Below are 21,565 nucleotides of genomic sequence, written 5' to 3'. Positions count from 1 at the left end.
AGACAATGCTGACTTCGAAAGACCTTCGCGGGATCATCCCCGCCCTGCCGACCCTTGTGAACGGCGACGACAGCCTGGCGCGCGGCGACATGGCGAAACTCGTCGATCACGTCCATGCCGGCGGCTGCACCGGCGTGCTGCCCATCGGCGGCACCGGCGAATACGGCGCGCTGCCGCATGCGACGCGGGTCGATGCCGTGGCCGTCTGCGCTGAGCGCAGCCAGGGCGGGCAGACCGTCATGGCCGGCGTGCTGGATACGGGCTATTACGACGCCATCAGGGCGGGCAAGGATTATGCCGCGGCCGGCGCCGATTGCCTGCTGGTGCTGACGCCCTATTACACCAACCCGACACCGGCCGGGCTGCGCGACTATTTCATGCGCTATGCCGATGCCTCGCCGGTGCCGGTGCTGCTCTACGAGATCCCCTATCGCACCCGCATCGCCATCCCGCCCGAGGTCACGCATGAGCTGTCGCGGCACCCCAACATCATCGGCATGAAGGCGTGCAACACCGACATGTATCACTTCCTGCAGGTCGCGGCGGGGGTCGGCGACGACTTCGCCATCCTCGGCGGCGAGGACTCGCTGTTCCCCCTGCACATGGCCGCGGGCGCGAAGGGCGGGATCATCGTCACCGCCTCGATGCTGCCGGCCTTCTGGGTCCGGATGCACGACATGCTGGCCGCGGGCGACCTGGCCGGCGCGCTGGCCCTGCACCGCCGGGCCCAGCCGATGATGAACGCGGCCTTCGGCGAGACCAATCCCGGCCCGATGAAATCGGTGCTGGACCTGTTCGGCATCGACGCGCAAAAGGTGCTGATGCCGCTGGATGCCTGCCAGCCCGAACGCTCGGCCCGGCTGCGGGCCGAGGTCGAAAAGCTGCTGGCCGCATAGGGACCGCCGCGGATGGCGCCGCTGAACACGGACGATTTCCGCGCGGCCGCGCGGCGGCGCCTGCCCAGGGGGCTGTTCGACTATATCGACCGCGGCACCGAGGACGAGGTTTCGCTCTCTCGCATCCGCGCCTCGCTGGACGGGATCCGGCTCCGGCCGCGCATCCTGAACGGCGATTGCCCGGCCTCGCTGGAGACCGCCCTGCTGGGCCGGAGCCGCCCGACCCCGCTGGTGATCGCGCCGACCGCGCTGGCCGGCATGGTGGCGGATCGGGGCGAGACGAAGCTCGCCCGCGCCGCCAGCCGCTTCGGCATCCCCTTCACCGTCTCGACGCAATCGGTCGAGCCGATCGAGGACATCCGCCGCGGCGCCCCCGAGGCCGAGCTGTGGTTCCAGCTTTACGTCTGGAAGGACCGCGCCCGCACGGCCGATCTGCTGCACCGGGTCGCGGCTTGCGATTGCGATACGCTGGTGCTGACCGTGGACACGCAGATGCCGCCCAAGCGCGAATACAACCAGCGCAACGGCTTCGGCGTGCCGTTCCGGCCGACGCCCGGCAATGTCGCCGACATGCTGTGCCACCCGCGCTGGCTGTGGCAGGTGATCCTGCGGCCGGGCCTGCGCCGGGGGATGCCCAGCTATGGCCATTACCCGCCCGAGTTCCGCGCCGGCCTGCTGTCGCCGGTGATGGCCGAAGACCTGCGCCTCGACCCGGCGCTGACATGGCAGGATTTCCGCGCGCTGCGCGACGGCTGGCAGGGCCGGATCATCCTCAAGGGCGTGCTGAGCGCCGAGGATGCCCGCCGCGCCAGGGCCGAGGGTGCCGATGCCATCGTCGTCTCGACCCATGGCGGGCGCAATTGCGACGCCCTGCCGACCACCGCCGAGGCCCTGGCGCGCATCGCCGCCGATCCCGGCGCGGTGCCCGAACTGCTGGCCGACAGCGGCGTCCGGCGCGGCTCGGACGTGCTGAAATACCTCGCGCTCGGCGCCGCGGCCGTGCAGCTGGGCCGCGCGCCGCTCTGGGGCCTTGCCGCCGGGGGCGAGGCCGGCGCCGCGGCGCTGCTGGACATGCTCCTGGCCGAGATACGGACGGCGATGGGCTTTCTGGGCGCGCGAACGCCCGGCGATCTTGGCCCTTTCGAGGGCTGAGGCCACTGGCGAGGACAGAAAACACCCGCCCGGCCCGTCATCCCGCCCGGCAGCAGGACCGTCAGGCGCGGGTCGGATCGCCCAATCCGCCCAGCCTGCGAATCTCGGCCACGACCTCGGCCACGCCCTCGCCGGTGCGCAGGGAGCAGAAGCGCACCGGGCGCTCGCCCCTCTGGCGGGCCGCGTCACGGGCCATGCGCATGCGGTCGCAGCCGACGGCTTCGGCGATATCGATCTTGTTGACGACCAACAGGTCCGAGCGCGTGACGCCCGGCCCGCCCTTGCGCGGGATGTCGTCGCCCATGCCGCAATCGATCTGATAGACCGTCAGGTCCGCCAGTTCCGGCGAGAAGGTGGCCGAGAGATTATCGCCCCCCGACTCGATCAGGATCACGTCGAGATCGGGAAAGGCCGTCGTCAGTTCCTCGACCGCCGCCAGGTTGATCGAGCAATCCTCGCGGATCGCCGTATGCGGGCAACCGCCGGTCTCGACGCCGCGGATGCGCTCCAGCGGCAGGGCCTGGACGCGCATCAGGTATTCGGCATCCTCGCGCGTATAGATGTCATTGGTGATCGCGGCGACGGAGAGGTCTTGCGAAAGCGCCCGGCAAAGCGCCTCGGTCAGGCGGGTCTTGCCCGCGCCGACCGGGCCGCCGATGCCGATGCGAAGCGGGCCGTTCGGGCTGGTCATGTGCGATAGATCCTCGGTTGCAGCGTTTCGTGGCGGATGGCGGCCAGGTCGCCGCGCAGGGCGCAGCCGCCCAGTTCGTCCAGGCCGGCGGTCTCGGCCTCGGCCGCGACCGCCCGGATCAGCGGCATCAGCTCGGCCAGGACGCGCTGGCCTTGGAGCGGGCCGATGGGCACGGATTTCACGCAGGCGGTGACAAGGTTCGATGCGAAGGCTTGCAGGAAAAGCGCCAGCGTCTCGGCAAGCGGCACCCCCGCCCGCGCGGCGGCGATGCCGATGGCGACGGGATAGGGGGCGGCGGGCAGCGCATCCTCGACGGCCGAGACGGCGCGGGCGAAGCTTGCCCCCTGCTCGGCCGTCTCGCGGCGGCGCTCGGCGCAGCCCGACAGCGCCAGGGCAAGCTCGGCCACGTCCTCGCCCCGCCAGGCATGGGCCAAGAGGATGGCGTCGTTGCGGCCCGCCCCGTGGCGCAGAAGATCGGCGATCCAGTCCCGCACCGTCTCCGGCCCCGTCAGCCAGCCGTCGGCGATGGCCTGCTCGATCCCGTGCGAATAGGCGAAGCCGCCCACCGGCCAAGCGGGCGACAGCCAGGCGAACAACCGTTGCAGCGCGACAAGCTCAGCCGTCATGGGGGTGGGCGTGGCCATGCGCATCGTGGTGCCCATGTCCATGTCCATGCTCATGTCCATGCGAATGTCCATGCGAATGCGAATGACCCATGACCTGGGCCGGGCCATAGGCGCCGCCTTCGGGGATGAAAGGCTGCCGCGCCTCCGTCACGGTCGCGCCCAGGCCCTGCAGCATGGCGCGCAACACGTGATCGGCGCGGAGAACCAGGTGGAAGGGCTCGATCTGGCAGGGCGTGTGGCGGTTGCCGATATGCCAGGCCAGGCGCGGCAGGTCGCCGGTGACGATCAGCACCGGCTCGGCTGCGGCGACGACCTCGACCGGGCCGGCATCGGTCAGCAGCGCATCGCCATGGGCCAGCGCGGTGACTTTCGGCAGATCGACCAGCAGGTCGGCGCCGGCTCGGGTGCGCAGCAGCTTGCGGCGCAGGAAGCGGGCATCGTAGTCCAGCTCGACCCGGTCGACTGGTCGGCCGGCAAGCGGAGGGCGAAGGACGGCGGTGGCTTTCATCGTCAGAACAGGAAATAGCGTTGCGTCATGGGCAGGCTTTCGGCGGGCTGGCAGGTCAGCAATTCGCCATCCGCGCGCACCTCGTAGGTTTCGGGGTCGACATGGATCTCGGGGGTGGCATCGTTCAGCACCATCTGCGCCTTGCCGATGCCGCGCGTGCCGCGCACGGCGACCGTGTCCTTGGCCAGCCCCAGCCGGTCCAGTTCGGCATCGCGGCTGACAAAGGTCACGGCGCTGCGTTCGACCGAGCGCCCGAAAGCCCCGAACATGGGCCGCGAATGCACCGGCTGCGGCGTCGGGATCGAGGCGTTGGGATCGCCCATCTGCGCCATGACCACGCTGCCGCCCAAGAGCACCATCTCGGGCTTGACGCCGAAGAAGGCGGGGTTCCACAGCACCAGGTCGGCGCGCTTTCCGGGCTCGACCGAGCCGATCTCATGCGACAGCCCATGCGCGATGGCGGGGTTGATGGTGTATTTCGCGACATAGCGGCGGACGCGGAAATTGTCGGCCGGGCCATCGCCCAGGGAGCCGCGCTGCACCCGCATCTTGTGGGCGGTCTGCCAGGTGCGGATCAGCACCTCGCCCACCCGGCCCATGGCCTGGCTGTCGGACGAGATGATCGACATGGCACCCATGTCGTGCAGGATGTCCTCGGCCGCGATGGTCTCGCGCCGGATGCGGGATTCGGCAAAGGCGATGTCTTCCGGAACCCGGCGGTCCAGGTGATGGCAGACCATCAGCATGTCCAGGTGTTCCTCCATCGTGTTGACGGTGAAGGGCCGCGTCGGGTTGGTCGAGGACGGGATCACGTTCGCAAGCCCGGCCACCCGGATGATGTCGGGCGCATGGCCACCGCCCGCGCCCTCGGTGTGGAAGGCGTGGATGGTGCGGCCGGCAATGGCGGCGATGGTATCCTCGACGAAGCCGCTTTCGTTCAGCGTGTCGGTGTGGATCATCACCTGCACATCCATGCGGTCGGCGACGGAAAGGCAGCAGTCGATGGCGGCAGGGGCGGTGCCCCAGTCCTCGTGCAGCTTCATCGCGCAGGCGCCGGCGCGGACCTGTTCCTCCAGCGCGGCGGGCAGCGAGGCATTGCCCTTGCCCGCGAAGGCCAGGTTCATCGGGAAGGCGTCGGCGGCCTGCAGCATCCGCCCGATATGCCAGGGCCCCGGCGTGCAGGTGGTGGCCAGCGTGCCATGCGCCGGGCCGGTGCCGCCGCCCAGCATGGTGGTGATGCCCGAATGCAGCGCGTCGTCGATCTGCTGGGGGCAGATGAAATGGATATGCGCGTCCATGGCACCGGCGGTCAGGATGCGGCCCTCGCCCGCGATGATCTCGGTCCCCGGCCCGATCAGCACGGTCACGGCGGGCTGGGTGTCGGGGTTGCCAGCCTTGCCGATCACGGCGATGCGCCCGTCGCGCAGGCCCACGTCGGCCTTGTAGATGCCGGTCGCATCCACGATCAGCGCATTGGTGATCACGGTGTCCATCGCGCCCTCGGCGCGGGATTTCTGCGACTGGCCCATGCCGTCGCGGATGACCTTGCCGCCGCCGAACTTGACCTCCTCGCCATAGGTGGTCAGGTCGCGCTCGACCTCGATGACCAGCTCGGTATCGGCCAGGCGGACACGGTCGCCGGTGGTCGGGCCATAGATCGCCGCGTAATCGGCGCGGGAGAGGGTCACGGGCATCCTACAGCTTCCCCATCACGGCGGCACGGAAGCCGAAGACGCGGCGGTCGCCCGCGAAGGGGATCAGGCCGACGTCGCGGGTCTGGCCCGGCTCGAAGCGGATCGCGGTGCCGGCGGCGATGTCGAGGCGCATTCCCCGCGCGGCCGCGCGGTCGAAATCCAGCGCCGGGTTGGTTTCGGCGAAATGGTAATGGCTGCCGACCTGCACCGGGCGGTCGCCGGTATTGGCCACGGTCAGGGTCAGCCGGGGGCGGCCGGCGTTCAGCACGATCTCGCCCGCGGCGGGGATGATCTCTCCGGGGATCATGTCAGGCCACCGCCAAGGCAAGGCCGGCCGCAGCCGTCGCCGCCCCCAGCCAGCGCGCCAGCGGCAGCCGGCCCAGCGCGATGCCCGCGCCATGCAGGCCCGCCGTCGCCAGCGCAAAGCCCGCGGCATAGGCGGCCAGCCCTTCGGCCGGCCCCTCGACCCCATGCGCATGGCCGTGCATCAGGCCGAAGACCGCGATCACCGGCAGCGCCATGGCCAGGCCCGGCCGCAGGGCCAGCGCGATCGCCGCACCGATGACGATGGACGAGGCCAGGATCGCCGGCTCGACCAGCGGCAGGTGGACCCCCGCCGCGCCCAGACCGCCGCCGGCGACCATCGCCGCGACGAAGGCCAGCGGCAACGCCCAGACCGCGCGACCGCCGATGCCGGCCGCCCACAGGCCCACGGCCACCATGGCCAGCAGATGATCGGCCCCGCCCAGCGGATGGGACAGGCCCGCCACCAAGGGCGCGCCCCCGGCATGGCCGGTATGGGCGCCGGTATGGGCAAGGGCTGCGGTCGGTGTCAGCAACAGGGCGGCAGAAAGCTTTTTCATCGCGGAGTCCTTCAGCGGATGGGATGGTGGACCGTCACCAGCTTGGTGCCGTCGGGAAAGGTGGCCTCGACCTGGATCTCGTGGATCATCTCGGGCACGCCTGGCATGCAGTCCTCGGCGCGCAGGATCTCGGCGCCATGGGACATCAGATCGGCGATCGAGCGGCCGTCGCGGGCGCCCTCGACCACGGCGTCGGTGATGATGGCGACGGCCTCGGGGTGGTTCAACCTGACCCCGCGCGCCATGCGGTTGCGGGCGACGATGGCGGCCATGGCCACCAGCAGCTTGTCCTTTTCGCGGGGTGTCAGGTTCATCTCTTGCCTCACAATTGCCAGACGCGCGGCGGCGGTCCGGCGCGGAAATGCGCGATGAGCGGCACCAGCGCCGCCCGCAGGGCCTGGGCCGAGGGCGCCAGGAACCGCGCCACCAGCAGGCCCGGCAGCGCGCTGACGCCGGCCTCGGCGCCCTGGGGGATGGCCGCGCGGGCCGCGTCGAGCCCATGCTCGGCCCCCGGCGCGGCAAGGATCACGGTCGCGGCGGCGCGCACCCCCGCCAGAGTGGCCGGACCCGAGGGCATCCCGTCCAGCCGCACCGCCTCGGCATGGATCAGGCGCTCGCCGCGGCGGATGCGCCAATGGTCGCGCAGATGGAACCGGCGCAGCGTTTCCCCATGCGCCGCGCGCCCGAAGACCAGGCTTTCGGCGGCCAGCAGCGTCGCGCCAGCCGCCATGTCCACGCTCAGCCGCCGCTCGAGGGCCGAGCCCTCGAACAGGATCGTCTCCTGCGGCAGCCAGTCGATACGCGCGCCTTCGCCAAGCGTCAGGAGGTTCGACACCTGCCCGGCCCCGCCCGCGCTGCGATAGATGCGCTCGGCCGCCTGCGTCGTCACCGTCAGGCTTTCGCCCCGGCCCGCATGGATGTCGAGCGCCAGCCGGTCGCCCCCGGTGATGCCCCCGGCGGTGTTGACGACCACCGCCTCGGACCGGCCCCGCATGCATTGGATCCGGGGCATCAGGATCTTCAGGCAGCCTTGCTGATGCAGCCGGCACAGCCGCCCCCGGTCGCGCGACAGCCCGGCCGAGCCATGGCTGCGCGGCAATGCCCGAACTGAACTGGAAAGGTCCAAAGCCATCAGCGGATCCCGGTATGCTGCCCCGACCTCGGCCACGAAACATGCCGCCGATCAACCGGCGGGCAGCCGCCGCGATGCGGCCAGGGCCAAATCGCCGGGCAATCTGCCCGAAACTTCGACAGGCAGACCGCTTTCCGGGCAGCCGCCGAACGCATGCCGCACGCCCGCTAGCGCCAAGCCAATCCAGCCCAGCGCAAGGGAACTGCCTGGCGGACGGTCGCGACCGGCATGCCGGACCGGGCCGCCCCTGGCTGGGCAAGGTGCGGCCGGGGCCAGGAATCTCTGGCTGGATTGCGCGATTCGGGCTATCATCGGTGCATTGCAATGCGGGGCGGCGGCGATGCGTACCCTTCTGGCACTCACGTTCTCGACAGCAACGATCGCGCTTGTTTCCGGTTGTGCCGAGGTTCCCGCTGCATCCGAACCCGGCCAGCAATCGCAACCGAGCGTTTCCTCGGCAGGGCCCGGCGACACGGCAGGCAGCAGCGGCAGCGCGGGTGGCCGCAGCAGTGGCGGCGGCCATGGCGGTTCCAGCGACGCCGGCAGCACCAAGCCGGTATGGGTACCGCGCGGCGGCAATGGGGGCGGCGGCAGCGGCGGCGATGACGGTGGAGGAGGCTGGAGCTAGCGATGTCCCCCAGGCGACCGGCACGCTCCCTGCTGCTGGCGGCGGCAGTCTCGTTGGGCCTGGCGACCTTGGCCGGGGCCGAAGGCGCCCGCATCGCGCTGGTCGTCGGCAATGGCAATTACCAGCGCATCCCGGCCCTGGACAATGCCGTGCGCGACGCCCGCGACATCGCCGATATGCTGCGCGGCTTCGGCTTTACCGTGCAGGAGGCCCATGATCTCGACCGGCCCGGCTTCGAAACCTTCCTGCGCACGGCCTTGCTCAACATTCCCGAAGGATCGGAACTGGTTTTCTTCTATGCGGGCCACGGCATCCAGATCGGGCGGCGGAACTATCTTCTGCCGACCGACGTGGCCTTTGAAAGCGTCTATGACCTGCCGGTGCAGTCCGTCACCCTGGACCGGGTGGTCGAACTGCTCTCGGCCCGCGGCGCAAGCCATGTCGCCATGATCGACGCCTGCCGCGAAAATCCCTTTCCGAACCTGCGCCTGGCGGCAAACCTTGATGCGACGCTGTTCGAGACCAAGTCCGGCTTCGAGGTTTTCTCGACCCCGATCAATTCGCTGGTCGCCTTTTCGACCTCGCCCGGACAGGTGGCCTATGACGGCGAAGCCGGCGGAAACGGGCCCTATACGCAGGCGATCCTGGCCTCGGCGGGGCAATATTCGGATGAAAACATCCTGACCATGCTGGCCGACGTGCGCCAGCGCGTCTATCAATCGACCAGCGGCCGGCAGGTGCCCTGGGAAAGCTCGACCCTGGTGCAGCCCTTCTATCTGGTCCAGGGCGGGACGGCCCCTGCCCCGGCCGCCCCGGAGGCCGCGATCTCCCAGCCCGACCGCAGCGCCGCGCCCGTGCAGGCGCTGGCCATAGACCTGACCCTGCCCTTTGCGCGCGAATTGCCGCTGGGCGACAGGCTGGCCGAGCAGGCCGGCATCCCGCTGGGCGATGTTTCGGTGATCGAGGCGCCGCAGCACGGGCAGATCGACCTGGCCGGCGGCGCCGTGACCTATCGCCCGCATCTGGCCGAGACCCCGATGGCGGACAGGACGGACCATATCCTGCGCGACCGCTTCAGCCTTGGCATCGGCGGTGCCGGGCCGGGCATCCTGAATGTCTCGGTCGGGATGCCGGCCCTAGCCTGCGACGTCCAGGCGGGCGACGCGCTGGACCTTCAGGGCGTGGGCCTTTACCGCCTGCCGAACCAGATCGAGCCCCGCCGCGCGCTGGCCGCCTGCGTGCAGGACGTGGCTGAAAACCCCGGCATGGCGCGGCTTCTCTACCAGCTGGGCCGTGCCCAGCAGGCCTCGGGCGACCTGCAATCGGCCCATGACAGCTTTCGCGCCGCAGCCGCGGCCGGCCATATCCGCGCCCGCCATGCCGCCGCCATGCTGCTGCTCAGCCCGCGCCTGGACCGCGCCGTGGTGCCCATTCCGCTGGACGAGGCGCAGGGCAATGCGCTTCTGGACGAGGCCATCGCCAGCGGCGATCCTTTTGCCATGCATAGCCGCGGCCTGCGCCTGCTGCGCAACGGCCCGACGGAAGCAGACCGCCAGCGCGGCTTCGAACTGCTGGAGCGTGCCGCCGAGCTTGGCCACACCTATTCCATGAACGAGCTGGGCGCCTATTTCCTGGATCCCGACAGCCGCTGGTTCCGCCCGGAGCGCGGGCTGACCTATCTGCGCGCCTCGGCCGAGCGCAAGGACATCTACGGCTACAACAACCTGGGGCTGGTGGCGTTGCGCGGCTATGGGAAGGTGAAGCCGGACCATGCCGCCGCCCGCGCCTGGTTCGAACGCGCGGCCGAGGGCGGGCATCCCTTTGCGCCTGCAAACCTGGGACGGATGATCATGCGCGGCCAGCTGGGCAAGCCCGATCCGCGCGCGGCGCTGCGCTGGTATGACATAGGCCTGGCGCGGGGCGACGGCTGGGGCGGTGCCAATGCCGCCGACATCATCCTCGGCGGCAATGCCCGGCCCCTGGGCCCCGCCGATGCCGCCCTGCGCGCCGCCAAGGCGCTGGACCTGCCGACCGCCGAGGCCGCCAGCCGGGCGCAGACATTGCTGGACGGGATGGCCGCCGCCGATCTGGACCGCGCGACGCAGATGATCCTGAACGAGCTGGGCGAAGCGGTCGCCGTGGACGGCCGGGCCGGACCTGTGACCATCGAGGCGCTGGCACGGGCCGGCAGCCGGGCGGGGCTGGAAGCCTTGCCAGCCGATGCGGGGGCGCAAGAGCGCCTGCGGATGGCGGCCCGGATCTGGTGGGCGCAGAATCCGCCGCGCGTCGATCTGTTCTGATGCAGGCCGGCGGCGTCGAGCCGGGCCCGGCGGGCGACGCGCCGGCTTCGACGTCCCGCCGGTGGCTCCGGGGCGCGGCGACGCCGCCATCGGCGTGATACGCGGCATCGCCGGGGAAAAGGGCTGCACGGTGGCCCAGGTGGCGCTGGCCGGGCTCCTGCACCAGCCGGTCGCGCCCGGCATCATCGTCGGCGCCAGGCGGGTCGGGCAGCTGCAGGGCAATATCCGCACAACCGAGGGGGCGCTTGCCCCGGACGATCTGGCGGCGCTGGACCCTGTGACCCGGCTTCCCGCAGGGTATCCGGGCTGGATGCCCGAGCGGCAGGCACAATACCGCGCCCCTTTCCCGGCGCCGCAGCCCTGAGCCCGGACAGGAAGCCGGCCGATCCCAGGACAGAGCCTGGCCCGGCCCCGCCTTGTGCCGGCGGGCGCTCCTGTCGCTCCGCCGCCGGATCGCGTGCTGTCCTAGATCTTGCCCAGGGCCGCCTGGCTGGCCTGCGTGAACTCGCGCTCGATTTCCTCGTTGTGGCGATAGGTCAGCCGGCTGACCACCACGCAGGTCGCCATGGCCAGCACGAAAGCGGGCAAGAGCTCGTAAAGCCCGGTATCCATCGCTTTCCAGACGAAAACCGTAACCGAGCCGACCACCATCCCCGCAAGGGCGCCAAAATTGGTCAGCTTGCGCCAATAGAGGCTGAGCAGCACGATGGGACCGAAAGCGGCGCCGAAACCCGCCCAGGCAAAAGCCACGAGGCCCAGGATGGTATCGTTGGGGCTGACCGCCAGCATCGCCGCGATGATCGCCACCACCAGCACGCCGGCGCGTCCCAGAACGATCAGCACGCGCTGGCTGGGAACGGGCCGGCTGATGGCGCGATACATGTCCTCGACCAGCGCCGAGGAGCACACGATCAGCTGGCTCGACAGCGTGCTCATGATCGCGGCAAGCACCGCCGCCAGCACGAAGCCCGCGACCAGCGGATGCAGCAGCACCTGCGACATCAGCAGGACGACGGTTTCGGCATCACGGGGTGCGTTGCCGAACTTGCTGAAATAGGCGATGCCGATCAGCCCGCTGGCAACCGCGCCCGACAGCGAGACGAACTGCCAGCTCGTGCCGATGATGCGGGCGGAGCGGGCCTCTTGCGGGGTGCGCAGGGCCATGAAGCGCACGATGATATGGGGCTGGCCGAAATAGCCCAGGCCCCATGCCAGCCCGGACAGGATCACCAGGATCGCGGCGCCCGGACTCATATGGCCCGCCCCGGTCAGCGACAGGTTGCCAGCGCCGACCTCGGTGACAAGACCGGCGGTCTCGGTCCAGCCGCCGATGGCCAGGATCGCGACGGCGGGCACGACGACCAGCGCCACGACCATCATCAGCCCCTGGACCACATCGGTCAGGGACGCGCCCAGAAAGCCGCCGAACAGCGTATAGGCCAGCGTCACCGCCGTCACCAGCAGCATGCCGGTCAGGTAATCGCCCCCGAAGGCGCTTTCGAAGAACTTGCCGCCCGCGACCATCCCCGACGAGGCGTAGAGCGTGAAGAACACCAGGATCACGATGCTGGAAAGGCTGCGCAGCAGGCGCGAGTTGTCGCGCAGGCGATTCTCGAAAAAGCTGGGCAGGGTGATGGAATTGCGCGAAACTTCGGTATAGGCGCGCAGATGCGGCGCGACCAGCCGCCAGTTCAGATAGGCGCCGATCAGCAGCCCGACCGCGATCCAGCCCTCGATCAGCCCGGTGGTGTAGATCGCCCCCGGCAGGCCCATGATCAGCCAGCCCGACATGTCCGAAGCCCCTGCGCTCAGCGCCGCGACCCAGGGCGGCAGGCCCCGGCCGGCCAGCATGTAGCCCTCGTGATCGCTGGTTTTCAGATAGGCCAGGTAGCCGATCAGCAGCATCACGCCGAAATACAGCGCCAAAGCGGCGTAGGTGTAGAGATTTCCAGACATCATGAATGACCTTTTGTGAATCCATCGGGTGACGAAGCCGGATGGCATTCCTGCGGTGCAAGCCGAGAAATGCCGCTGGCCAGTCGCTTCCGTGCCGGGTTTTGCCCGCCAGGATTACCGATTTTGTCCGGCAACCGAAAGTTCTTTTCATGCGCTTTCATGGCGCATCTCGGCCAAGCGGAGGATGCTCGCCCGCCGGCTTGGGGAGAGGCGCGCGCGACCGCTTCGCCCCACCAGCCCGCCGGGTCCGGGAAACGATCCCGCGCGATGCGGGCGCCCGACGCCCCGTCCCCCCGGCGAACGAAACCGGAAGGCGGCGCCCCGGATCGTGCCGGTCCACGCTTCGGATCGCGCCTTGCCCAGGCCATGCCGCCCGATCCCGTCGCGCCGGGCAATGGCGGCTCCGCCCCTGTCCTTCGCCCTGCGGCCCGCCGGGCAATGGCCGGACGACGGAATGGCATTGCCATCCCAATGGAATATCTGCATACTATAGTATGTGACTTTACCTGCCCGGCTTGGGCATGCCCCGTCTTTCGGGCAGAGCAAGCCCGCCGGGGCCGAACGAGGATGGAATGGCGGCAAAGAAGCCCGATCCCACGAATGCCGCTGCACGGCACGGGTCCGAGACAAATATCCCGGCCGGCCCTGCCCTTACCGCTCGGGACGCCCAGCCGCGCATCGCCGCAGAGGGGTTCGGCGGCACGACCCTGGGCCTGAGCGCCATCGGCATGGGGCTTGCCACCCAGACGGCGACCCATGCCAGCCAATCCGACTTGCTGTCCCAGGCCGCCGCGGAAGCCGGCAACGGCCCGAATCGTGCCGGCGACCCGGTCGTTGCCGGGCCGGAAGCCGGCGCGAGGATGGCGTCCGCCGCCGCGATCGCCGCCGCGCAATCCTCCGCGCCGGCGGGCGCGGCGCCGATGCCGCAGACCGTCGCCGTCGCATCCGGCGGTGCGGCGCCGGCCGCGGACAGCCCGCCCGCCTTCGCGCCGCCCTTGGGCAGCATCGCCGATGAGAACACGGGCGCATTGTCCATTCGCGTGGCCACCAACACCACCTTGCCCGCGGCAGAGCAGCCGGCTGCCCCGCTGGTCGGGGGCCGCGCGACCGGCCTTGCGCCTTCGATCGGCGCAGCGGGCGCCGGAGCGGCAAGCGGCGCGGCATCCCATGGTGGCGGCAATGCCGCGGACGGGCTTGCGGACGCGGAGGAGCCGCAAGGGGCCGAGGATGGGCCGCTGGACAGCCTCGTCTCGCCCATCCTCGGCCCCGGCGGATTGCTGGGGACGGTGACGGATTCGCTGATCGAGCCGATCCTGGGGCCGGATGGGCTGCTGGGCGGCCTGCTTGATCCCATCCTGGGCGAGGATGGCCTGCTGGGCAGCGTGGTTGGCATCGTCCAGGAGGGCTTGCTGGAGCCGATCCTGGGCAAGGACGGGCTGCTCGGCAACCTCATCGACCCCCTTCTGGGGGAAGACGGGCTGATCGACAGCATCGTCTCGCCCATCCTCGGTCCGGATGGGCTGCTGGGTACCGTGACCGATTCGCTGATCGAGCCGATCCTGGGGCCCGGCGGGTTGGTCAGCGATATCCTTGCCCCTGTCCTGGGCGAGAACGGGCTGGTCGACAGCATCGTCTCGCCCATCCTCGGCGCCGGCGGGATACTGGACAGCGTGGTGGGCACCGTCCAGGAAGGCTTGCTGGAGCCGATCCTGGGTGCGGATGGCGTGCTGGGCACCGTTCTCGACCCGGTGCTGGGCAAGGATGGGTTGCTGGACAGCCTCGTCTCGCCCGTCCTCGGCGCCGGCGGGATACTGGACAGCGTGGTGGGCACCGTCCAGGAAGGCTTGCTGGAGCCGATCCTGGGTGCGGATGGCGTGCTGGGCACCGTTCTCGACCCGGTGCTGGGCAAGGATGGGTTGCTGGACAGCCTCGTCTCGCCCGTCCTCGGCGCCGACGGGGTGCTGGGCACGGTCACGGATTCGCTGATCGAGCCGATCCTGGGGCCGGACGGGCTGCTGGGCGGCGTGCTCGACCCTGTCCTGGGGCAGGATGGCGCGCTTGGCAGCGTGGTGGGCACCGTCCAGGAAAGCCTGCTGGAGCCGACCCTGGGTGCGGATGGCGTGCTGGGCACCGTTCTCGACCCGGTGCTGGGCAAGGATGGGCTGCTGGACAGCCTCGTCTCGCCCGTCCTCGGCGCCGACGGGGTGCTGGGCACGGTCACGGATTCGCTGATCGAGCCGATCCTGGGGCCGGACGGGCTGCTGGGCGGCGTGCTCGACCCTGTCCTGGGGCAGGATGGCGCGCTTGGCAGCGTGGTGGGCACCGTCCAGGAAAGCCTGCTGGAGCCGATCCTGGGTGCGGATGGCGTGCTGGGCACCGTTCTCGACCCGGTGCTGGGCAAGGATGGGCTGCTGGACAGCCTCGTCTCGCCCGTCCTCGGCGCCGACAGGGTGCTGGGCACGGTCACGGATTCGCTGATCGAGCCGATCCTGGGGCCGGACGGGCTGCTGGGCGGCGTGCTCGACCCTGTCCTGGGGCAGGATGGCGCGCTTGGCAGCGTGGGGGGCACCGTCCAGGAAAGCCTGCTGGAGCCGATCCTGGGTGCGGATGGCGTGCTGGGCACCGTTCTCGACCCGGTGCTGGGCAAGGATGGGCTGCTGGACAGCCTCGTCTCGCCCGTCCTCGGCGCCGACAGGGTGCTGGGCACGGTCACGGATTCGCTGATCGAGCCGATCCTGGGGCCGGACGGGCTGCTGGGCGGCGTGCTCGACCCTGTCCTGGGGCAGGATGGCGCGCTTGGCAGCGTGGTGGGCACCGTCCAGGAAAGCCTGCTGGAGCCGATCCTGGGTGCGGATGGCGTGCTGGGCACCGTTCTCGACCCGGTGCTGGGCAAGGATGGGCTGCTGGACAGCCTCGTCTCGCCCGTCCTCGGCGCCGACAGGGTGCTGGGCACGGTCACGGATTCGCTGATCGAGCCGATCCTGGGGCCGGACGGGCTGCTGGGCGGCGTGCTCGACCCTGTCCTGGGGCAGGATGGCGCGCTTGGCAGCGTGATGGGCACCGTCCAGGAAAGCCTGCTGGAGCCGATCCTGGGCGAGAGCGGGCTGCTGGGCGGCATCACGGCTCCGATCCTGGGCGAGGACGGGCTGCTGGGCAGTATCACGGCCCCGATCCTGGGCGAGAGCGGGCTGCTGAGTCCGATTCTTGGCTCAGGCGGGCTGCTGGGCAGCCTGACCGGCCCCCTGCTGGGAAGGCGAAGCGCGTCGGGCAACAGCCCGGCCCAGCAACCCGGCCATGCCGAAGGAATTTCGAGCCCGATCCCCGATCCGGAGCCTGGCACGCTCGCCGCCTCCTTGGCTGAGCCGGCGCCCGAGGGAAATACCCCTGCGGAAGGCATGCTGGGCGCGGCCGACGGCCCGGCCGGGCCCCTGCTGGACCACCTGGATGGCGCGGTATCGGGCCTGCGCGACCTGGCGCATGAGATTCTGCCGCCCCTCGCCGGCCAAGGCAGCCCGCTGGAGGAAATCGCCGCCGGGATCGTCGGGCCGGCCGATCCGGCCCCGGCGCAAGAGCCAGGCGTTGGCTCCGGGGCACCGGCGACCCCGGCGGCCGGGGGGCTGCTCGACGAACTGGCCGCGCTTCTGGGAGGAGGCGCCGGCCAGGCGGCGCAGCCGCCGGCGGACGCCCCGGCCGCGGCAGAGCCTGGGCCCGCCGAGGCGGAAACTGCGGCAGAGTACGGAGAGGACGACGGTTTCCTGGAAAGCCTGATCGGCGACGATCCGTCCCTGACGGGCATGGCGCTCGACGCATCGGACATGGTGACGGACCTGCTGTTCCAGCGGCTGCTCTCGGACCAGGATGTCTTCGGCATCGACCCCGCGGCCGAGGCACCCCTTGTCGACGACCTTGTGGGCAGTCTTCTGGGCGTGGTCGGGCCCGCGGCGGCCCTGGTCCAGCCCGAACCGGCGGCACGCGACGCCATGGCGGACCACGATCCCGAGATTGACAGCCTGCTCAACGAAATCATCGACAGCGGCGAACGGGCCACGGGCGGCGTGACCGATCCCCTGGCGGCGCTGCTGGACCCGATCGGCGCGGACATGGGGAATGGAGGTCTCTTTGCGGCGGATGCCGCCGTCGAAAATGCGCTCGCGACGCTGTTCGGAGAAGATGCGGCCGAGGCCGACGCCGCCTCGTCACTTCTGGGAGGCGGCGGGCTGCTGGGACAGCTTGGCCTGTTCGCGGCCGACGATGACAATCCGTAACCGCCGCCCTGCAGCGCCCCTTGCCGTGGACATAATGCGTAAACTCGTCATTTATCGCAAATGGACGAACAGGTTCGTCTTGTGCATATTGACGACGCGCCGTAATGCAGCAACGAACTGTTTTGTCCAGAATAAAACCACAGAACTGCCGACATGCGCGGCCTTGCGAAGAAGATCCGGCGGATGCCACTCATGATGTTTATAAGACATAATGTCTCGCGCGCCGCGCTGCCCGGCGGTTCCAGACCCCGGATTTCCTCCAGAAGGCGCTGCGTTGCGGCCGCCGCCCTGCTCCTTTCCGTGCTGGGCGGCACGCCCGCTGCCGCCCAGGCCACCACATTGCCCCAAGCCGTGCTTGTCGTTTCGGAACGCGATCCGGGGATAACGGCAATGCGGCAACAGGTCGCGCGCCGCTCGGTGGATATCGAGGCCGCCAGGGACGAACGCTATCCGCAGTTCAGCATTTCGGCCGATACCAATACCACGGATGCCAACGGCGCCGGCGTCACGCTGACCGTGTCGCAGGTGCTGTATGACTGGGGCCGGGTGCGCAACCTGATCGCCAGCACCTCGCAGGAGCGGGTCAAATCCGTGTCCGAGTTGAAGATGGCGATCGAGCGGCTGACGCTGGACGTGGCGAACTATTACCTGGACATCGAGACCCTGGACCTGAAGATCGCCCGCACCCGCGATTATCTGGGCTTTGCTCGGCGGATCGCGCAGCATGCCGTCGCGCGGGCCCAGGGCGGGCTGGGCGACAATGGAGAGGTGGCGCGTGCGGAGCTGGAAATCGCCCGGACCGAGGAGCGTCTGAACCAGTTGACCAGCGAGCGCGGGCTGGCGCTTTCGCAGCTCGCCTTCCTGATGGGGCGGGCACCGGGCAGCGTTGCCAAGCCGCCCGAACTGGGCTTTGCCGGGCGCTATGCCAAGGCCGATGCCGTCGAGGCGGCGGTGCGCCTGTCGCCCGACTATATCGCCGCCAATGCCGAGCTGGGCGTGGCCGAGGCCGGGATCGCGCTGGCGCGGGCCGAACGGTTGCCGGTGATCCGCCTGCAGGCGCAGGGCCGCGCCGACCTGGACGGCGGGCGCAGCCGCACCGCGGTCGGGCTGGCCGCCGGGGTCGACCTGAACGCCGGCAGCTTCGGCGGCCGGCAGATCCAATCCGCCAAGCTCGAAGCGGATGCGGCGCGCTCCAACATGGAGGCGATCCGGCGCAACCTGGCCAACGGCGCCCAAAGCGCCGTCGAGCGCGTGCGGGTGCTGCGCGCCAGCGAGACGTCGCAATCCCGCCAGCTGGCGCAGGCCCAGCAGGTGCTGGACAGCTACGAGCAGCAATTCGTCGGCGGCCAGCGGGAACTGATCGACCTGCTGACCACCGGGCGCGACCTCTACGACGCCCAGATCGATAGCATCGCCACCTATGACTCGAGAAAGCGCACCGAATACCAGGCAGCGCATGACCTCGGCGTGCTCGGCACGCTCATCCTCGCCAATTCCGCGGGAGGCTGAACCGTTGAGCGCATCCAAGCATGACCCCGAATCGCCGGCGGCCGACCCACTGGTTCTGGGCCTGGTCGAGCTGTGCCGCGTCCACGGCGTCTCGGCCTCGGCCGAACGGCTGACCGACGGGCTGCCGCGCGCCCGCGGCGAAAGCCTGCCGCCCCGGCTGGCCGCGCTGGCGCTGCGCCGCGCCAACATGAGCTGCCGCATCAGCAACGAGCCGCTGGCCAGCTTTCCCGAACACGGCCTGCCCGCGCTCTTGTTCCTGCGCGACGGCAGCACCGTCATCCTCGAGGCCATGCATGACGGCCAGGCCAGCCTGATCCTGCCCGCCACCGGCGGCGGCCGGGCGGTCTGGACGGCCGAGGAACTGGCCGAACGCCATGACGGGCGCATCCTGGTCTCCAAGCCCATCGACATCGTCTCGGACCGGCTGGACAAGCCCGGCACCGAAAAGCGGCACTGGATCATCGGCCCGGTGCTGGACAACTGGCCGATCTATCGCGACGTCATCATCGCCTCTTTCGTGGCGAACCTGCTGGCCATCGCGACGGCGCTGTTCTCGATGCAGGTCTATGACCGGGTGGTGCCGAACCAGGCCTTCGACACGCTGTGGATCCTGGCCAGCGGCGTCGGCATCGCCATCGTGCTGGAGATCCTGCTGCGGATCATGCGCGCCTCGCTGATCGACGTGTCGGGGCGCGACCTGGACCTGCGGCTTTCGGCACAGCTCTTCGACCGGGTGTCGAACCTGCGCCTGGCGCATCAGCCGAAATCGACCGGCGTGTTCGCCAACCAGGTCCGCGACTTCGCCACGGTGCGCGAATTCTTCACCTCGGGCACCGTCACGGCGCTTTGCGACATTCCCTTCGTCATCATCTTCATCGGCGTGCTGGCCTGGCTGGGCGGGGCGCTGGCGCTGGTCGTGGTGGCGGCGGTGGTCCTGACCATCCTGCCGGGCCTGGTGTTGCAACGCCGCCTGGGCCGCGCCTCGCGCGAAAGCACCCGCGAGGCGGCGGCGCTGAACGGGCTGCTGCTGGAAACCGTCTCGAACCTCGAGACCGTCAAGGCGGCGCGGGCCGAGGGGCGGTTGCAGCGCGCCTATGCGCAATTGACCGCGACCATGGCGACCACGGCGGTCAAGACCCGCGGGCTGACCAACCTGATGTCGCAGCTGGTCAGCTCGGTGCAGAAATTCGCCTATGCCGGCATCATCATCGTCGGCGTCTACCTGATCAGTTCGGGCGACCTGACGGTAGGCAGCCTGATCGCCTGCACGCTCCTGTCCAGCCGCACGCTGGCGCCCATGGGGCAGGTCGCGGGGCTTCTGGCGCGCTGGCAGCATGTCCGCGCCGCGATGGAGGGGCTGGACGAGATCATGAAGACCCCGGTCGAGCGTCCCGCCGACCGCCATTACGTCCGCGCCCCGGCCCTGTCGGGCGCATACCGGCTGGAAGAGGTCAGCTATCGCCACGACCCCGAGGCCGCGCCGGTCGTCAGCATCCCGGCGCTGACCCTGGCGGCAGGCGAAAAGATCGCGCTGCTGGGCGGGAACGGCGCCGGCAAGTCCACGCTGCTGCGCCTGCTGGCCGGGCTGATCGATCCGCAGGACGGGGCGGTGCTGGTCGACAACCTCGCGCTCAGCCAGATCGACCCGATCGACCGGCGCCGGCAGATCGGCTACCTGCCGCAGAATGTCGCGCTGTTCCAGGGCACATTGCGCGACAACCTGCTGCTGGATCACGGGTTGCACAGCGACGAGGAATTGCTGGCGGCGCTGGATGCGGTGGGGCTGGGCGGCTATGTCCGCCGCCATGTGCGCGGCCTGGACCTGCAGATCTACAGCAATGCCAATGTCTCGGGCGGGCAAAAGCAGGCCATCGGCCTGGCGCGGGTCATCCTGCAGGATCCGCGCATCGTGCTCTTGGACGAGCCGACCTCGGCCTTCGACCATATAACCGAGGCCAAGGTCATCGGTTTCCTGCGCGAATGGCTGGAGGGGCGGACGGCCGTCATCTCGACCCACAAGCGCGAGGTGCTGGGGCTGGCCAGCCGCGCGGTGGTGCTGAAGGACGGGCGGGTCGTGCGTGACGGGGATCTGATGCAGATCCTCAATGCGGCCAGGGCGAACAGGGTGCAGCAGACGCCCGTTCACGTGGTGACATGAACGGTGACGATACGGTCAGCGCCAGCCATATCGATGGTAGCTATCGGCGGCTGGCGCTGCGGCAGGCAAGATGGACCATCCAGATCGTCTTCCTGGCGGTGATCGTCGCCGTCGCATGGGCGGCGCTGGCGCAGATCGACCAGATCACCCGCGGCGACGGCCGGGTCATTCCCTTGCGCCGCTTGCAGACGATCCAGAGCCTCGAGGGCGGCATCCTCGCCGAATTGCTGGTGGCCGAGGGCGACGTGGTCCGGCAGGGCCAGGTCATCGCCCATCTGGATGCGACGCGCCCGCGCGCCGCCTTCCTGGCCGCGCAAGCCGAGATCGAGGCCCTGGAGGCCGAGGTGGCGCGGCTGGACGCCGAAGTCCTGGAAAAGCCGGCGCTGGATTTCGGCCCCGATCCGACCGCGACGCAGCAGACCGAATTGCGGCTGTTCAAGGCCCGGCGCACCCGGCTGGAATCCTCGCTTGCGGCGCTGGAGCAGGAGCGTGTCTCGGTCCAGGAACAGCTGGACATCCTCAGGCCGCTGGCGGCCGGCGGCTCGGTCAGCCGCATCGACCTGCTGCAATTGCAGCAAAAAAGCGCCGAGCTGGACGGCAAGATCAGCGAGGCGCGCAACGGCTATGTCCAGGACGCCTATCGCGATCTGGCCGAACGCCGCGCCAAGCTGTCCCAGTTGCAGCAGGATCTGGTGCGGAAAGAGGACGAATTGCGCCGCACCGTCGTCCGTTCCCCGGTCGAGGGGCGGATCAACAACATCGCCATCACCACCCTGGGCGGCGTCGTCCAGCCCGGCGAGGCGATCATGGAGATCACCCCCATCGACGACCAGCTGCTGATCGAGACCAAGATCCTGCCGCGGGACGTGGCCTTCATCGCCCCCGACATGCCGGCCAGCGTCAAGATCACCGCCTATGATTTCGCCGTCTATGGCGACCTGCGCGGGCGCGTCACGCAAATCTCCGAGGACACCGTCGAGGAAGATACCCCGACCGGCCCGCAGGATTTCTATCGCGTCATGGTCCAGACCGAGCGCAGCTATCTGGAACGCTTCGGCGAGGAATATCCGATCCGCCCCGGCATGGTGGCGCAGGTCGATATCGAAAGCGGCAAGCAATCCATCCTCAGCTACCTGATCCGCCCCCTGCTGCGCGCCAGGCTGCGCTAACCCTTGAACATGATGCGA

General features: G+C 69.7%; 17 protein-coding genes. 8 read left to right on the top strand and 9 right to left on the bottom strand.

The annotated features are described in order from the left end of the window. Window positions 1-5: 5 nt before the first annotated feature. Window positions 6-896, top strand: a complete 891-nt coding sequence (locus ACDP63_RS10155) for a dihydrodipicolinate synthase family protein (RefSeq protein ID WP_024845754.1) — start codon at window positions 6-8, stop codon at window positions 894-896. Window positions 897-908: 12 nt separating this feature from the next. After that, window positions 909-2,048 (top strand): alpha-hydroxy acid oxidase, encoded by a 1,140-nt coding sequence (locus ACDP63_RS10150; RefSeq protein WP_024845755.1) that lies wholly within the window; start codon window positions 909-911, stop codon window positions 2,046-2,048. Between the two features lie 61 nt (window positions 2,049-2,109). Here ACDP63_RS10150 and ureG read toward each other — a convergent pair whose 3' ends face one another. The 8 genes from ureG to ACDP63_RS10110 are packed head-to-tail and all read right to left on the bottom strand — an operon-like array spanning window position 2,110 to window position 7,562. Beyond that, the gene (gene ureG / locus ACDP63_RS10145; protein ID WP_024845756.1) at window positions 2,110-2,739 is read right to left on the bottom strand and encodes an urease accessory protein UreG; all 630 of its coding nucleotides are present in this window, start codon (window positions 2,737-2,739) and stop codon (window positions 2,110-2,112) included. Further along, entirely contained in the window at window positions 2,736-3,365 is a 630-nt protein-coding gene (locus tag ACDP63_RS10140; protein WP_024845757.1) for an urease accessory protein UreF, read from the bottom strand. The genes ureG and ACDP63_RS10140 overlap by 4 nt, the downstream gene beginning before the upstream one ends. Beyond that, window positions 3,355-3,873, bottom strand: a complete 519-nt coding sequence (locus ACDP63_RS10135) for an urease accessory protein UreE (RefSeq protein ID WP_051481150.1) — start codon at window positions 3,871-3,873, stop codon at window positions 3,355-3,357. Before ACDP63_RS10135 ends, ACDP63_RS10140 begins: the two co-directional genes overlap by 11 nt. A 2-nt stretch (window positions 3,874-3,875) precedes the next feature. Then, on the bottom strand, window positions 3,876-5,567 hold the full coding sequence (ureC, locus tag ACDP63_RS10130; protein ID WP_024845758.1) for an urease subunit alpha: 1,692 nt from the start codon (window positions 5,565-5,567) through the stop codon (window positions 3,876-3,878). A gap of 1 nt (window position 5,568) precedes the next feature. After that, complete coding sequence (locus ACDP63_RS10125) at window positions 5,569-5,874, bottom strand: urease subunit beta (RefSeq protein WP_024845759.1); 306 nt, start codon at window positions 5,872-5,874, stop codon at window positions 5,569-5,571. Between the two features lies 1 nt (window position 5,875). Then, on the bottom strand, window positions 5,876-6,430 hold the full coding sequence (locus ACDP63_RS10120; protein WP_024845760.1) for a HupE/UreJ family protein: 555 nt from the start codon (window positions 6,428-6,430) through the stop codon (window positions 5,876-5,878). An 11-nt stretch (window positions 6,431-6,441) separates the two neighbouring features. After that, window positions 6,442-6,744, bottom strand: a complete 303-nt coding sequence (locus tag ACDP63_RS10115) for an urease subunit gamma (protein WP_024845761.1) — start codon at window positions 6,742-6,744, stop codon at window positions 6,442-6,444. Between the two features lie 8 nt (window positions 6,745-6,752). Next, complete coding sequence (locus ACDP63_RS10110; RefSeq protein ID WP_028710870.1) at window positions 6,753-7,562, bottom strand: urease accessory protein UreD; 810 nt, start codon at window positions 7,560-7,562, stop codon at window positions 6,753-6,755. A 630-nt stretch (window positions 7,563-8,192) separates the two neighbouring features. Here ACDP63_RS10110 and ACDP63_RS10105 point away from each other — a divergent pair. Both ACDP63_RS10105 and ACDP63_RS10100 read left to right on the top strand, forming a co-directional pair. Then, window positions 8,193-10,490 carry a caspase family protein gene (locus ACDP63_RS10105; RefSeq protein ID WP_051481153.1) on the top strand — a complete coding sequence of 766 codons (2,298 nt, stop codon included), beginning with the start codon at window positions 8,193-8,195 and terminating at the stop codon, window positions 10,488-10,490. Between the two features lie 61 nt (window positions 10,491-10,551). Continuing rightward, the gene (locus ACDP63_RS10100) at window positions 10,552-10,854 is read left to right on the top strand and encodes an aldo/keto reductase (RefSeq protein WP_024845764.1); all 303 of its coding nucleotides are present in this window, start codon (window positions 10,552-10,554) and stop codon (window positions 10,852-10,854) included. A 101-nt stretch (window positions 10,855-10,955) separates the two neighbouring features. On the opposite strand, the gene putP is transcribed toward ACDP63_RS10100, so the two are convergent. Beyond that, window positions 10,956-12,449 (bottom strand): sodium/proline symporter PutP, encoded by a 1,494-nt coding sequence (putP, locus tag ACDP63_RS10095; protein ID WP_208852033.1) that lies wholly within the window; start codon window positions 12,447-12,449, stop codon window positions 10,956-10,958. A gap of 569 nt (window positions 12,450-13,018) precedes the next feature. On the opposite strand from putP, the gene ACDP63_RS10090 reads away from it, so the two are divergent. The 4 genes from ACDP63_RS10090 (at window position 13,019) to ACDP63_RS10075 (ending at window position 21,547) form a co-directional block, all read left to right on the top strand. Beyond that, window positions 13,019-16,711, top strand: coding sequence for a hypothetical protein (locus ACDP63_RS10090; protein ID WP_409928015.1), 3,693 nt, complete (start codon window positions 13,019-13,021; stop codon window positions 16,709-16,711). Window positions 16,712-16,903: 192 nt separating this feature from the next. Further along, the gene (locus ACDP63_RS10085; protein WP_409928014.1) at window positions 16,904-18,220 is read left to right on the top strand and encodes a TolC family protein; all 1,317 of its coding nucleotides are present in this window, start codon (window positions 16,904-16,906) and stop codon (window positions 18,218-18,220) included. 4 nt (window positions 18,221-18,224) lie between these two features. Next, a complete protein-coding gene (locus tag ACDP63_RS10080; RefSeq protein ID WP_024846048.1) occupies window positions 18,225-20,378 on the top strand; it encodes a type I secretion system permease/ATPase in 2,154 nt (717 codons plus the stop codon). Further along, entirely contained in the window at window positions 20,375-21,547 is a 1,173-nt protein-coding gene (locus ACDP63_RS10075; RefSeq protein ID WP_024846047.1) for an HlyD family efflux transporter periplasmic adaptor subunit, read from the top strand. Before ACDP63_RS10080 ends, ACDP63_RS10075 begins: the two co-directional genes overlap by 4 nt. Window positions 21,548-21,565: the final 18 nt, after the last annotated feature.

It is taken from the genome of Paracoccus sp. P2, assembly GCF_046335115.1.
Lineage (GTDB): Bacteria > Pseudomonadota > Alphaproteobacteria > Rhodobacterales > Rhodobacteraceae > Paracoccus > Paracoccus pantotrophus.
The sequence above is the reverse complement of the archived record's forward strand: the minus strand, read 5'-3'. Positions and strand labels throughout refer to the sequence as shown.